This window comes from Microbulbifer sp. ABE4_465 (assembly GCF_056160765.1).
This window is the reverse complement of the sequence record NZ_JBSWXV010000001.1, coordinates 904,671-918,589: the sequence shown is the minus strand read 5'-3', so window position 1 is coordinate 918,589 and position 13,919 is coordinate 904,671. Positions and strand designations below refer to the sequence as shown.

Here is a 13,919-nt window from a genome sequence, read left to right as displayed (position 1 = left end):
CGCGTGAAAACGTCTAAAAAGTGATCTACTTTGTAGGAGACGGGCCGTGTTTGGCGAGCTTGCCTGCAGCGGTCTCGGTATTTATGACGGCATCTCACGATTCCGATTTCTCTGAAGAGAGTACTATCAATGGTTTTATTGCGCAGGCTTCACGTGGCCACTCCGACCATTATTAAAAAAGCCCGCCTTAGTGCGGGCTTTTTTGTTTTTGAATTTTAAGTCCGCTTAAATCTGTGGGGACGGTCCGCTCTTCAAAGTGTCCAACTCGAATCGCTTGGCTACCGGCATTTAGTGTATCGAGGTATGCCAGTGTGATTGCAGCCACCTGCCAGAAAGCGCAAGTGGCCACCATTCGAATAACTTATATTTTCTTCGGGGAAATCCGCATCGTGATGTCTGCGTGAAAGACTTCCTCATCATTGGTATCAAACACGCTGACGGGCATCACCACATCCTGAGCGGAGTCCCAATGAAAGTCGTCCACCTTGCACACCGCGCGTAAGTCGGTTTTGGCCATCTTCAGGTATTGCACGGTCATGCCCACCGGAATCCAGCGGAAGTTGCCATTCAGGGATACGTCCAGGCATACGCCTCCGGCCAGTTCCGCAGCGTTACACATGGCGATGGCGTGCACGGTTTTAATGTGGTTTTGTACTGCGCGGCGCTTCTTCAGTTTTACCTCAATCAGGCCTGGCTGTATCTGTGTGAAGCGAGGTTTGATTGAACTGAAGTAGGGGGCATTGAAGCAGACAATTTTGCTCACCAGCCAGCGGCCAAGGCTGTTGTCGCCCAGGGTGTTCCAGAGTTTCAGAATTGGGCTTTTGGAGGGTACGTAGGCCATTTGCTATCTCGTGACTCGCGGCATCATAGGGTTCCCCATCGTGCCCCTTTGTTACCCGCAAATTAAGTGTCAAACTGCCCGATGGGCTTGTCCGTATCACTAGTTGTTATCCTCAGCGCTTTACCATTAGTTTTTTCTGGCGCAAATGGATTGGTTGGGCGGTTTGAGTCTATTCAGTGGGTAGGGCTCTTTAGCAGTCTGGTGCGCAGCTCGTTTGCCCCAACTAGCAGCATTTCGTAACCATTGCCAAATGCATTGGGATTGTTCCAATCCATACGCACTATCAAGTCTTCCGTGCCATCGCCATCCAGGTCACCTCTGGCCAGAAGGGTATAATCAATATCAAGGCCAGCAAGGCTACTTCGGACCACTGTTGGGCTTATTTCGACTATTTCAAAGTTGGGGAAAGCCTGTGCTATTTCTTGATTTGATGCCGGCGATGGGTCACCTCCTAGATCCGGGGTGGCACTTGCAGGTAGTTGCTGAATAAGCTCACTGGTAAGTGCAGGGGGGAAGAATGACTTTCGGGAGTTGCCTGCAGAGAAGTAGAGCTTTAATACCTCGCAGTTCACGTTCAACATGGTGAATAGTGAGAACTGATCTTCCCGAATCTCGCTTGCCTTGGTCTGCTTGATGTCTCCGCAGGTCTGAAATTGGATCGTTGATCCATTTTTTGTGTCCAGTTCGTAGTCGAATTTGCTCTCGTTGTAGTTTTTTCCGACCTCGACGAGTCCTGCGAAGTTGTCAGTATAAATAGCTTTTTCGATATGCGGGTTGCCGGACTTTTCGGTACAGGCGGAAATAATCATTACCGCAAAGAGAGTTAATAATGATCGCATGATGTCGTCCTCAGGGCTGTACCGAAACCGCAGTTTGGTGGGCAGACTTAAGGAGATTCAGAACGTATGCGTTCCTGCTGGGGCTGACCTGAGGGCGGTGGCTCTCGGTACTCGCGGCCAGCCAATTTTCGTTCTGTATGGCCTTGTTGAACTTTATGAACTGGTTTTTCAGTTTGGTAGCCCCAATGTTAAATATCATGTCGAACAATGCTAGCTGAACGTTATGCGGAAAACTGTCGAAGTTTTTTGCGTAGCCATTTGCAGTGCTATAGAGCGTGCTTAACTCGATGTAGAAACTACTGATATGCCGATCCCGCTGAATCTCTATGTCACTGTCTTTCATGATGAGTTTGCAATACTGTTTGTACCATTTAGCGCGAAAGTTCCGCTTCTGTTTTAATACGTGATCAAACTCTTGCTGCTTTTCAGCGGTGGTGGCTGGTGTCGTCGCGATCCCGTTTTGCGTGTTGTACATCGGAATCGTTGTTATGGCATAGCGGTCTGGAATCAGGTGTCCTATGCCGACGGTGACTTTGCCAACCGTATCTAAATAAAGATGGTTGTAGCGGCCTTCGTACTCTTCGAGCTTCTTCGCCACGGTGTGCTTTATTGCCGGGTTAAGAGGCATGCTTTCATTCCGTAATGATTTTCTAAGGCCTAATTTTATCTCTGTCGCTTCATGATTTGAATCGAGAGTTCAGGTACGATCGTTCAGAGTCTCGAGCATAAGGCCTAGGAATTTGATAAAGCGGGCGGAGTCTTAATATCGGTAACCGTGAAACATGCCAGGTGTGGTGGCATGACAAAATATGGTGAACAGCCTAGCTGTTAGTTTGGCGCGTAAAGCAGCATTGGCTCCTAGCTTTTATCCCACAACACCAAATCTCTGCCTACACTTGTTCTTCGATAAAAAGAATCACAGGATCGCAGATGGCCGTTTTCGTAGAAAAAGGCCTGGACGGGTGTTTCGATGTAGAGTCCAAGCTCATCATGGAATACTGCACAGCCAACCGGATACCTACCCAGGTGTTCGAGCCGTTCGATATTTGCAGTGGCAAGCTCTCCCTGAAGTATGCGCAGCTGGTGGTAGGCTGTGTTGGTGCGGTCAAGGATGCATTGAAAACCCTTGGTGCGGCGCCGCCATCTCTTGATCCCTATCCCGCCTCCCTAAGACCCTATCTCCGCCGGGCCGTATGGCCAACTACCGCAGGGAACCTGCTCAACCGCGTTCAGCGTGGGGAAATGGCGTTTGCCAAATCGGTGGCCTGGGGGCTGGTGCCGGGCAATGTCTATTCCCCGGAGTGCGACAACAATGCACTGCACTACGCACCGCCTGCGCTGGATGTGTACGCCTCTGAGGTGGTGGAGTGGTTGTGTGAATTCCGCCTGTATGTGGTGGACGGGACGATCGTGGGTGGCGGCCAGTACGCCGGTCCAGCGGGGCCCTCCATCGATATGCGCGTGGTGCACAGGGCGCTGAAAGCATTTCAGGCCGATCCTGCTGCGCCGCGGGCCTTTGCCATGGATTGGGGGGTGATGGCGAGAGGGCACACCGCCCTGGTTCAGGTAAAAGACGCCTGGTCGCTCAAAGCGTTTGGTGATATCCATGCGGCCAGTTACTACCGGGTATTGAAGGCGCGCTGGAATGAGCTGGTGGGAGCAGCGCGCGTGGAGGCGAGTGGTCAGCGGGCCGCTGCCGCGGTGTTTAGCGGCCGTTCTGTATCGATTTGAAGCGTGACTCGGCGCTGGAAATTGTGTCGTCTATTAACCCTGATGTAGTCTTTGACCCTGACTTTTCGAACCTCGCCGAACTCAAAGACATAATAAATGCCTTCATACCGCTCTTCTGCTCGCCTTTCTCGCCGCTATGCCTGCCTCGGCGTTTTGATTCTCAATATTGTGGCTGCCCTTTTGGCCGGGTGTAGCACGCCGGCACGTCAGGTGGTTTCTGAAACATACCACAGTGAGAAGCCGCGCATCGATCAATGGGCGGCAGACTGGCACAAGGATTCTGATGCCGAGTTCCGCACGGACAGGTCGGTGCTGGTGGCCACCTATGCGACAACCGAGTTTACCAGTGTGAAGCGCTTGCGCAGCACCGACGAACTGGTGTCCGCAAAAACACCGATGATTGTGGCATGGCTGGAAATGAAAAAGGGACCGCAGGCGATTCCGTTGTACAGGTATGTGGTAATCCCCCTGAAATATGTAAGCGCAGAGACACTTATCCAGCAGGGCGCCTATATCAGTGAGCAGAAAGACCTTGGGCTGCCCGCACAAACGCCTGCAGGTTCGTATAAGGGTGCCTTGGTTACCGACTGGCAATACTGCTATGCCTGCTTTGCCCAGCGCGAGATCGAAGAACTGGAAATGCGAGACCTGAACTTTCTCACATCCAATGTAAAACGCGGGATGGAAGACCGCTCGTTGGGTGGCTTGTACTTTCTGAACACGGCAGCTGCGGCACGCACGCGCTCTGCCGGTACGGCGACGTTGACCGTGGAAGTAGGGGAGCGTGCCCGGGAGCAACAGCAGGCATTTACCGATTATTACCTGAAAAACAGGGCCGCCCTGGCGGATGCCCGTGAGGGAGATGCGCGCTATCGCCGCTTCTGGCGCGAAGAGGTCGAACCGCTCCTGTTCGATGCTTTTGCCGTGTCCCAGGGTTGTCCGAAAGATTTCCAGTCGTCCCGTCAACGCTATAAGCGATTGGCACCGATATGTGTGGAACAGCGTATCCGCCTGAACCGGGAATATGTGGAATGCCGGAGCGATGCACTGGCGCGGTACGACCTGAATACTTACCAGTCTCAATTTGCGCAGCTGCAGCAGCGTGAGAGTGCGTTGTGGGCCCAGTCCAGCGGATCCCTTCGCCGCATGATGATACCGCCGCAGGAGGTGGTGCCGAAGGCGGTGAAATGGATCGACGAGGCTGCGGAGGGAATCGAAAGCGCTTACCGCGACCTGGAGAATATTGAAAAGGCAGAAGCACGGGCGGCGGCGTCAAAGCAGCGCGCGGAAGCCTTTAGTCAGGCTACCTGGCAGTCGACATTCAGTGCCATCAGCAACCGCAATGCGCAGGTGTTACAGCAGTCTCGCCAGATCAGTACCATGGTCGACCGTGCACAAACCGCACCCCGTCCGGCGTTTGGTAAACCGAACGCGGAGCGAAAACCTGCGGAATCGGATTCGGAAGCGGGAAACAAAGTGCAGTATAGGCCCGACACGGCGAGCCCTGCACTCGTCGCCGCTGCCAAGGAAGCAGAGCCCATGGGTGCCGAAGAAAATAGCGAAAATGCCTATGTGGGTGCGGGGCGCGATTATCCGTTCAGCGGAAGTTCCAGCAGCTACTATCAGCGATCCATGGCGATCGATCTGGCGGAAACCAATTTGCGCAATCAGGCGGCCGAGTTCTGCGGGAGCAGCTACAAAGCGGAGATTCGCTGGAGCCCGGATGCAGAGTGTAAGCAGAGCGCCGCGGCCGAGAGTTTTCTCTGTACACGGGATGCCCTGGTGAACTGTTACGAAAACCGCTGCGAGCGGGAATTCTGCGGAACGCGATCGCCCTAGTATTCGATCGCTTCCTTTTAATGTTTAAAGTCCGGGCACACCGGATTTTACCCCCCGGACTTTTAATCCGCGCTTACTGCTTGCCGGGAGCTTTCAGAAATTTGGTGAGTGCGGCCATATAGCGGTCAAAGTCTTCAAACTGCGGTACATGACCGATGCCGTCCAGCTCCACCAATTGCGCATTCGGAATCGCCTGCGCGGTTGTTTTGCCCAGTCTGTCATAGCGGCCGAGATTGGCGCGGATGGATTCCGGTGCGCGGTTGCGGCCAATGGCGGTGCGGTCGCGGGTGCCGATAATCAGCAGGGTGGGGGCCTTCAGGTCGCCGAATTCGTACAGCACCGGCTGGGTGAACACCATATCGGAAGTGCGTGCATCAATTTCCGCAATCTTGTCGGCGTCCGGACCAATGGTCCAGCCGGCCTGAATGGCCAGGAGCGGGTCGTAGGCCGCTTTCCATTTACCGTCAAAGTAGGCGGCGGTCATATAGTTTTTCACCTTCTCCGGGGTCTGCTGTTTTTCCTGGGCGATGGCCTGCTCGATGGGCTGATAGGGCGTGACGCGTTTCCAATCTTCCAGGCCGATGGGGTTGATCAGCACCAGCTTTTCGACGGTTTCCGGGTACATCAGGGCAAAGCGGGTGGCGAGCATCCCGCCCATGGAATGGCCGGCGACAGTGGCGCGGGAAACGTCGAGCCTGTCCAGCAGTGCCTTGGTGCTGTCTGCCAGCGCCTGAAAGGTGAACTGGAAGCCCTCCGGCTTACTGGATTTGCCAAAACCAATCTGATCCGGCGCGATAACCCGATAGCCCTGTCTGCTGAGGGCATCGATGGTGCTCTGCCAGTAGGCGCCGGAGAAGTTCTTGCCGTGCAGTAACACAACGGTTTTGCCATTGGCGTCCGCTGCCGGCGGTACGTCCATATAGACCATTTCCAGTGGCTGCTGCTGGTCGCGGAACGCAAAGGTCTCGACCGGGTAGGGGTAGTCCATATCGCTCAGGCGGGCATCCTGGGGTTTTACCGCAGGGGCGCTTGCTGCGGCCAGGGAAGCCGGCGGCCAGATCAGGCCGAGCGTGGCCATGACCAGGGGTATAAGAAATCGGGGCAACAGGGGCAGTCGGATCCACGATTGGCGGGTGGCATTCAGCATAAGTCTTCGTACTCCTTGAGGTATTGCGAATGTTCGGCTGGGTGAGTCGTGGTTCTGCTCTCTGCACGATCGCGCCGCTGTTAATTTGTTCTGTTTATAAAACGACCTGGACAGCAGCGCTGATGATCATAGCACTGATAGATGACTGACCGAATTTACCGCGATGGATTCCCGGTGGCTGTCGGGTCTACTACAGGGCATGGCTCCAAGGGGCTATTTGTGTGCGAGGAATCACAAATTTCATCGAGTTCTGTTTAAAATGGCTGCTGGTCCCTCTCCGTAGATGATTCGCCGTGAATAAATCGTGCCGCTTCATCGGCGGCCACAATGAGTTCGAGACGTAGCAATGGCCCGCACCCAGCAAATCGAAAACCACTTCCGCCAGACCGTATCCGATGCCCGCAATCTTGCCGCCACCCTGGAACAGGGCCAGGCGGAAATGCCGCTGGCCGAGCACTTCGGTAGCCTGATTCAATCTCTGGATCGCCGACCGTTTTCCGTCACGCTGCTGTGCCTGGACAAGCCCAGTCGGGAGCGGGTGCTGAAGTGGCTGTACGGCCACCAGTTTGCGGTTTTCTCACTGCAGATTTCCGGGCAGATCGGCCTTTTGGAAGTGCAGCTGAAGGACAAGGGCTACGCGGTTGAAAACAGCAGTGGCTCGCGTCAGGAGTTCGATACTTGGGAGGAGCTGGTACAGGTGGTGGGCGATTCGTCCGGCATGACGGACAGCGGTGGCCAGGAACTCACACTGGTGACGGAGCGGGTAAACGACCTGAAAAACCTCAACCTGCTGTTGCCGGATAGCACAAAATTTGTGCAGGAGTCGCCCGCATTACTGACACGTATTCTGCGCGAGACCAATATTCTGATGGTGGCAGGGCATCCGCACTACGCTTTGTCGGAAATCGAGCGCGGTGTGATCAATGATCTGATGGCGGAGATGGAAGGCTTCTGGCCGTTGCTGCCCGTGGATGAGCTTGCGGAAGAGGTAAGTATTCCGGAGAACGGCTGGTGGCAGCAAGTGGCACGCCCCAAGATCAACCTGCCACCCAAGCTGATTACCACCCATGTTGAGGCCGAACTGCCCGGGTTCCTTACTAGCCCGGAAAATGCGCTGCGCCAGACCTTGCAACTGCTGCTGCTCGGTCGCAAGGCGGAGACTGCGGTCGAGGCGGTCAACGAGCGGCTGTCTCAGGAGCTGCGTCAGCTGGAGAGCCGCAAAAAGCGCGAAGCGCGCAAAACCCAGACCAGCGCTGCGTTGGGCAATGACATGGGCTTCGCCAGTCAGCTGCGCAACCACCTCGGGGATGGGGTGAGTGACATCAATAAATCCCTGCAGGAAAAGGCCCGTCGCAACGACACTGGCACCGGCAACGCCGGTCAGCAGTTGAAGCAGTTTATCGACTCCATGCACATCGACGATTTGGCGATGGAGACGGGGTACAAATCGATCAAGCTATCTCTCAGCAACAAGTATCAGGAATCCCTTACCCGTTTTCTGCGCGACGCCTTGAAAAACGGGGTTAAACGCGATGCGGAAATGCTCAATAGCGAACTGGATTCCCTCAAGCGCTCCCTGTCCAATGAATTCAAAAGCAAGACCGGCGTGGAACCGGTACTGGAGTTCGATCCGCTCAATCGCGATGGCCTGATTGATGATCTCGCCAGCTCGGTGAATCTGGAGATGCGCTACCAAGGCGAGATGCCCAAGCGCGGCTTTTTTCAGCGTTTGGGGGAAGCGCGCCGCGCGGCCTTCGTCATTCTGATGAGTGTTTCACTGCTGGCGATGATGGGTATCAATCTGCGGGATAACCCGCTGATCGGCGTCATTATTTTCTTTGTGTTTGTTGGTGCTTTTGTGTTCACCTATTACGGCTGGAAGCGGGAGGACGAGGAGCGCCTTGAGAAAGAGGTCAGCCGCGTGCGCGAGGAAGTTCTCGGCAGCAGCCGCCGGCTATTGGGGGAACTGACCCGTGAGAAGCAGTCGCGCATCGGCGATTTTCTCGAGCGCACCAAAAAACAATGGCAACTGGTGCTGGACCGCACCTTGCAAGACTGGCAACAGCGCGAGCGCCAGACCAGCGAAAAGCAATCCCATCAGTCCCGCCAGCGCCTGGCGAATATCGATACGCTGATCAATCAGTGGCAACGGCAACAGCTACCCGCGCAGAAACTACAGGGCAGCGTAAGCAAGATCGTCAGTGATTGTCGGGCCCAACTCGAAATGCTGGTGGACGCTTGATCCATTTAACAGCTGCCCCAGCGCCGTCTCGGTCAGTGGCACATCGGTAACCAGTGCAATGTAGGAATCCGTTGTGGGGGTGTCCGGTGCAATCAGCCCCGCCTCCCACACACCGCCGCTTTCCGGGATGGTGATGGCGTTTGCCTGGCGCATGGTCAGATCCTGTCGCAATATATCCACCTCACCATTTTGATACACGCCCAGCAGGTGCAGGTAGCCGGGGTTCCCGGCTTTTATCTGCCAGCGGTATTCGGTGGCCGCAGGGACCTGGAGGGGCAGTCGCTGGCCGTTGACACGCTCCGGGTAGAGGGTGAGTTGGCGACGGTCAGGCTTACCAGGAATGGTTTTGCAGTTGCTGTTCTTGGCATATCAGATATTCGCCCAACCATTGGGTGTGCTGTTCGCTTTATCCAGTTTCTCGCGCTTGCGCTGTTCCGCTACCCGCGCCCAGTCTTCAGCCTCGTCGCGGCTGGATTGGGCATCACTTTTTTCTGCTGTGCAGCTGGATGTCATCCGCAGGCACTGGCCCAGTCCATTGCTGGCATCGCCGTGATGCTGCGCGGTCTGTTCCGCGAAAACCTTCGCCGCGTCGGCGTGCTCCTGAGCTTTGTCGCGGTTGGCTTCGGCGGTGACCTGGGCGTTGAACGCATCCAGTTTTGCATCCAGTGCGCGATTCTTTGCATCCATGGCTTCTTTGAGCAGCTCGTTGAAGCGGCTGCGACTTTCCTGCGCGGCGTCCTCGGCGTAACTCAGCAGATCCTGGATGTCGGACTTGAGGCCGTCGGTGTCGTCCCGTGTCTGTTGGGTATCCTGGGACAGCCGCTGGATCTGTGCGAGTAATTTGTCGACTTCACTGGCGTTGACGTCTGCTGTGGCGTGCGCCCGCTGCGCGGCATCGTCGAAACGCTCGGCAGACTGCATAGAGGTTTGCGCATTGGCGGACGCGGTCTGTGCGGAAGAGACTTCGCTCTGGGCGCGCCCCACCGCAGCGGTGGCCTGGGCGGTTGCAGACGCAGATTCGTTCGCCGCGCTGCCCGCCTGCGAGGAAGCCGCGTTGGCCTTGGCGCTGTCGTCTTCCGCGGACTGGCGGTTTCTCTCGGCGGTTTCCGCCTGTTGCTGTGCCTGTTCGCTGGCCTGTTGTGCAAGGTTTGCCTGTTGTTCGGTTTCTGCACGCAGACGAGCGGCCTCGGTGGCGAGATCTTCTGTACTTTGCTGTTGATTGCGGGCAGCGTCGGCAGCACGCTCCGCGGCAGACTTTTGCGTGTCAGCGGATTCCGCCGAGGAATTTGCGGTGTTTGCGTTATCTTCCGCGGCACTTGTGGCATCACCTGCGTTCTCGGCCTGCTGCTGTGCGCGCCCGGCGGAATCGGTCGCGGTATCTGCACCGGTTTGTGCGCTGGTGGCAGCGGTCCCGGCATCGCCGGCCTGGGACGCGGCGGTACCGGCGGCCTGGGACGCGTCGTTGGCCTGCGAGCGTGCAGCATCGGCAGCCTGGCCAGCGTTGCCGGCGTGGTCGCGCGCCTGCTCACTGGCGCTGCCGGCCGCGGATGCGGCGGACTGCGCTTCCTGCGCGGAGGCATTGGCACTGCTGCTTTGGGACTGCGCATTGCTCGCCGCACCACCGGCGGTCTGGGCGCTGCCCTGAGCGCTGCTGGCGGCACTGGCGGAGTTGCCGGCCTGGGCCTGTGCGTTGCTGGCCGCGCTTTGCGCGGCACTACTGGATTGTTGCGCTTGGTTGGCGGCGGCATTGGCGGTCGTGGCAGCGCGGCTTGCCTCGTGCGATGCGTTTTCTGCCTGGCGGGAGGCACGGCCGGCATCTTGTGCTTCGCGCTCTGCGGAATCCGAGGCGCTTCCGGCTCTGGCCGCGTGTCGCTGTGCTTCGCTGGTTGCCTGCTGGGATTGCAGTGACTGTTGCTGGGCGGTATTGGCGCTGCTCTGTGCCTGTTGCGCCTGCTGGCCTGATCGGTTGGCGGATTCGGTAGCCGACTGGGCCGTGCTGCGTGCCTGTTGCAGGGCTTCGCGGCTGGCCGCGGCCTGCTGCTGGGCAACACCTGCTTCGATTTCCGCGGCCTGTTTGTCGGCCTGTGCCTGCTGGGCAGCCTGGCGGGCCTGTTCGGCTTCCGCGCGAGCCCGCGCCAGTGCGGCTTCCAGTTCGCTGCGGTCTTTGGTTGTGGAATCCATGACAGTGTCCTAGTTCGTTGACCGCATTAAATGCTGTTGGCTGCAGAGCGCGCATCGGATGCCGCTTCGCGGGCATCGCCGGCGGCGTCGTTGGCAGTGCTCAGGGTGTCCCGCGCGGTGTCCACGAACCCTACGATCTGTTGCGCGCCGTTTTGCGCCTCGCCGGCATAGCGCTCGGCGGTGTCCATATGCTTTTGCGCGTCGATCATTGCGTCCATGGCTTTTTCGTTGTGTTTCCACGCGTCGGTGGCCGCATTCTTTGCATCCAGTGCTTCACTTTCGGTTTTGTCCACCGCGGCGATGGCATGTTGCTCCATTTCCGACAGCAGCTTTGCCAGTTGTTCAGAGGTCGAGCGGGCGTCGTCGCGCAGGGACTCGGCTTCCTGTCGCGCCGCCTCTGCCTGTTGCAGTTGTTGTTCTGCGCGGGCCAGGTAGTCCTGTGCACGGCGCAGTGCCTCGTCGGTCTGTTCCGCACTGCTGTGCGCCTGATAGGCGGCACTGGCGGCGGCGGACGAAGCGGACTCCGCCTGGCTCGCCTCGGACTGGGCTTCGGATGCGGCAGCAGATGCCTGTGAGGCTTCCGACTGGGCCTGTGACGCGGAAGACTGCGCCTGGCTTGCGGCACCGGCGGCCTGGCTGGCGTCGCTGTCGGCTTGTTGTGCCGCAGACTCCGCCTGTTCGGCGGCCGCACTGGCCGTCTGCTGGGCCTCGTCGGCTTCTTCCGCTTCGCTATCGGCGGTTGTGCGGGCTTCTTTTGCACTCTCCGCCTCTTCGGCAATCGCCTGGGCCTGCTGCTGGGCCAGTTCCGCCGCTTTTTGCGCGGCCAGCTGCTGTTCTTCACTGCTCACTGCGGCATCCGCCGCGCGGGTTTCGCTCTCCTGGGCCACGTCAGCGGCGCTCTGTGCCTGGTCGCGCAGGGTACTGGCGGTTTCCGATGCTTCCGCCGCGCGCTCGGCTTCCTGAGAAGAGCGGTTGGCGGCGTCCGTGGCGCTGTCGGCCTGAGTCTGGGCATCGGTTGCGGCCGTTGTGGCCTGATCGGCACCGGTTCTCGCGGTGTCGGCGGACTCGCCGGCATCTCCGGCCTGGGTGTGTGCCTCGCCGGCCGCGGTGCCGGCGTCTGTGGCCTGCGCCTGTGCGTCCTGGGCGGAGCTATTCGCCGCGCCAGCCTGGTTTTGCGCGTCTGCCGCGGATTGCCCCGCCTGAGAGGCCTGGTTCTGGGCGTCGGTCGCCGCGGCGTTTGCCTGGGACGCCTGGGTCTGTGCATCGCTGGCGGAAGCCCCGGCGGCGTTGGCCTGTTGTCCTGCGCTGCTCGCTGCGGAGCCGGCGGTACTGGCCATCTGTGCCGCTTCACTTTGATTTGCGGCAGCATCGGAACTGGCAGAGCGGGCGGCCTGTGCTTCCGAGTCGGCACTGTCCGATGCCTGGCGGGCCTCGGCGGCTTCGCGCTGCGCTTCGGCGGCGGCCTGCGCGGCCTGGTTGGCCTGCTGTTGTGCATCGCTGGCGGAGGAGCTCGATTGCTGCGCACCGCTGGCGGCCTGGCTCATGGAGTCGGTCACTGCCTGGGCCTGCTGCTGGGCCACATTCAACGCTTCCTGGTTCTGTGCCGCCTGATCTTTGGCGATGGAGGCTTCGCCTTCCGCCTTCTGTTTTTCCAGTTCGGCGTCCTGCGCAGCCTGACGGGCTTTTTCCGCTTCGGCGCGTGCCTGGGCAAGCTGCTGTTCAAGTTCGCTGCGAATGGAGCTGAATTCCTTGCTGGGCATATGTGAGATTCCTGGCAGATACGATCAATGTTGTTGTAGTTGTGTGATTTATTTCACATTTTACGGTGGCGCCTTTCAGCGAGAAAGTTCTTTCTCAAGCTCCTGCTGGGCTTTGGCTACGCGGAATTCTTCCAGCAGGTTTGTGGCGAGTCACTGGGCGAAGGTTTCTGGCCTGGACTGTCCCGAGTAGGTTTTGCAGCGCGACCAGTCACTCTCACTCAGGCGATCGATGATATGGGTGCAGGCTTCTTCCGCAAGGCCAGGCTGGCTGTGGCACGAGTCGGCGAGGCGGTCGAGCTTGCCGATCCATGCTTCAGAGAGGATTAACGCTGGCCAGGAATTCGTACTGCGCATGAGATTGTTTTTGTCGTTTTTTATTTACTGCAAGTTCAGTCGCGGATATTGGTGTCGGGAAATCCACGCTGGATGACAGCATCTGCATCGACTGGATGTGATTTTCCCGGACTCGTGTTTGATCGTCGCATTTTATGCTGCGCAATTCACGCATTAAATGGTACCCTTGTCGCATTATTGAGCACTTTCAATAAAGAGCTGGGTGATTGTGTGTAATGCACCGATTTGGCCATCTGTAACAACAACGAAAACAGCACGCATCCCATCACATGAAACAGGTCGTATCGTGTCTTTTGGCACTGACTTCGTGCATTTCGGGCAATTTGGTCTGGGGCGACAGCGAATTCAATCGCTGGAAACAGAAGCAGCGCGGCGCCTTTGAGGGATTTGTTACCGCCCGTGACCGTGAACTTGCGGAGTATTTGCGCACCAGCTGGCGTGAATTCCAGGCGCATAAGGCGCTGGTTCGCGAGCAAACGCCAAAGCCGAAACGCCGGCCTCGTGTTCCGCAATTAGAAGCATCGCGGGGAGCGATGGAACCAGCTCCGGCGAATAGCCCTTTCGGGTCTGACTCTTTAGAGCCATTACTGGCTCCCCAGCCAATACCCGCCGCACCGAAAAAAAATCCTGTCACTCAACCCGGTACTGTTTCCGAGCAGAAATCGCCGCAACAGGAAGATTTAATTCGCGTTGGTCTCAATGGTGGCGCGCTGCGATTTCCTCAGGCGCCCAACCTGCGAAACGTGCGCCTGATGCACTTTGTGCAAAACGGATTCAAATATCAGACCAACGATGAGCGATTCGGCGGTGAGCGCTATCTGTTGCCCTCAGAATCTATTTACTACAACGCGATCGACTGTCAAGACCGATCTGTAGTTCGAAGGGGTAACGCCCACTATGCTGGCGGTGAATTGACGATGCTTCACAGGTTGCCCGCCGCTCGACGCGCACCCTGCAGGGCAGTGGTTGCAGAAACGTAATTTAA

General features: G+C 57.7%; 12 protein-coding genes. 4 read left to right on the top strand and 8 right to left on the bottom strand.

Annotated elements, in window-relative coordinates:
• Positions 1-361: 361 nt before the first annotated feature.
• The 3 genes from ACXAG1_RS03740 to ACXAG1_RS03730 form a co-directional block, all read right to left on the bottom strand.
• Entirely contained in the window at positions 362-841 is a 480-nt protein-coding gene (locus ACXAG1_RS03740; protein ID WP_475118961.1) for a hotdog fold domain-containing protein, read from the bottom strand.
• A gap of 173 nt (positions 842-1,014) precedes the next feature.
• Positions 1,015-1,680, bottom strand: coding sequence for a hypothetical protein (locus ACXAG1_RS03735; protein WP_475118960.1), 666 nt, complete (start codon positions 1,678-1,680; stop codon positions 1,015-1,017).
• A 10-nt stretch (positions 1,681-1,690) separates the two neighbouring features.
• Positions 1,691-2,308 carry a lysozyme family protein gene (locus tag ACXAG1_RS03730; protein ID WP_475118959.1) on the bottom strand — a complete coding sequence of 206 codons (618 nt, stop codon included), beginning with the start codon at positions 2,306-2,308 and terminating at the stop codon, positions 1,691-1,693.
• A gap of 302 nt (positions 2,309-2,610) precedes the next feature.
• Here ACXAG1_RS03730 and ACXAG1_RS03725 point away from each other — a divergent pair, with 302 nt between their 5' ends.
• On the top strand, positions 2,611-3,411 hold the full coding sequence (locus ACXAG1_RS03725; RefSeq protein ID WP_475118958.1) for an ATP-grasp domain-containing protein: 801 nt from the start codon (positions 2,611-2,613) through the stop codon (positions 3,409-3,411).
• A 96-nt stretch (positions 3,412-3,507) separates the two neighbouring features.
• Positions 3,508-5,250, top strand: coding sequence for a hypothetical protein (locus tag ACXAG1_RS03720; RefSeq protein ID WP_475118957.1), 1,743 nt, complete (start codon positions 3,508-3,510; stop codon positions 5,248-5,250).
• A 73-nt stretch (positions 5,251-5,323) separates the two neighbouring features.
• On the opposite strand, the gene ACXAG1_RS03715 is transcribed toward ACXAG1_RS03720, so the two are convergent.
• Positions 5,324-6,397 (bottom strand): alpha/beta fold hydrolase, encoded by a 1,074-nt coding sequence (locus tag ACXAG1_RS03715; protein WP_475118956.1) that lies wholly within the window; start codon positions 6,395-6,397, stop codon positions 5,324-5,326.
• A 346-nt stretch (positions 6,398-6,743) separates the two neighbouring features.
• Here ACXAG1_RS03715 and ACXAG1_RS03710 point away from each other — a divergent pair, with 346 nt between their 5' ends.
• Positions 6,744-8,639 carry a hypothetical protein gene (locus ACXAG1_RS03710; protein ID WP_475118955.1) on the top strand — a complete coding sequence of 632 codons (1,896 nt, stop codon included), beginning with the start codon at positions 6,744-6,746 and terminating at the stop codon, positions 8,637-8,639.
• Here ACXAG1_RS03710 and ACXAG1_RS03705 read toward each other — a convergent pair.
• The 4 genes from ACXAG1_RS03705 to ACXAG1_RS03690 all read right to left on the bottom strand — a co-directional run bounded on the left by ACXAG1_RS03705 (position 8,571) and on the right by ACXAG1_RS03690 (position 12,934).
• Entirely contained in the window at positions 8,571-8,810 is a 240-nt protein-coding gene (locus ACXAG1_RS03705) for a hypothetical protein (protein WP_475092771.1), read from the bottom strand. The two genes, ACXAG1_RS03710 and ACXAG1_RS03705, sit on opposite strands and share 69 nt — an antisense overlap.
• A gap of 198 nt (positions 8,811-9,008) precedes the next feature.
• Positions 9,009-10,820 carry a hypothetical protein gene (locus tag ACXAG1_RS03700; protein ID WP_475118954.1) on the bottom strand — a complete coding sequence of 604 codons (1,812 nt, stop codon included), beginning with the start codon at positions 10,818-10,820 and terminating at the stop codon, positions 9,009-9,011.
• A 26-nt stretch (positions 10,821-10,846) separates the two neighbouring features.
• Positions 10,847-12,580, bottom strand: a complete 1,734-nt coding sequence (locus ACXAG1_RS03695; RefSeq protein WP_475118953.1) for a coiled-coil domain-containing protein — start codon at positions 12,578-12,580, stop codon at positions 10,847-10,849.
• Positions 12,581-12,730: 150 nt separating this feature from the next.
• Entirely contained in the window at positions 12,731-12,934 is a 204-nt protein-coding gene (locus tag ACXAG1_RS03690; RefSeq protein WP_475118952.1) for a hypothetical protein, read from the bottom strand.
• 269 nt (positions 12,935-13,203) lie between these two features.
• Between ACXAG1_RS03690 and ACXAG1_RS03685 the strand changes: the two genes are divergently transcribed.
• Complete coding sequence (locus tag ACXAG1_RS03685) at positions 13,204-13,914, top strand: hypothetical protein (RefSeq protein ID WP_475092775.1); 711 nt, start codon at positions 13,204-13,206, stop codon at positions 13,912-13,914.
• The last annotated feature ends 5 nt before the right edge of the window (positions 13,915-13,919 follow it).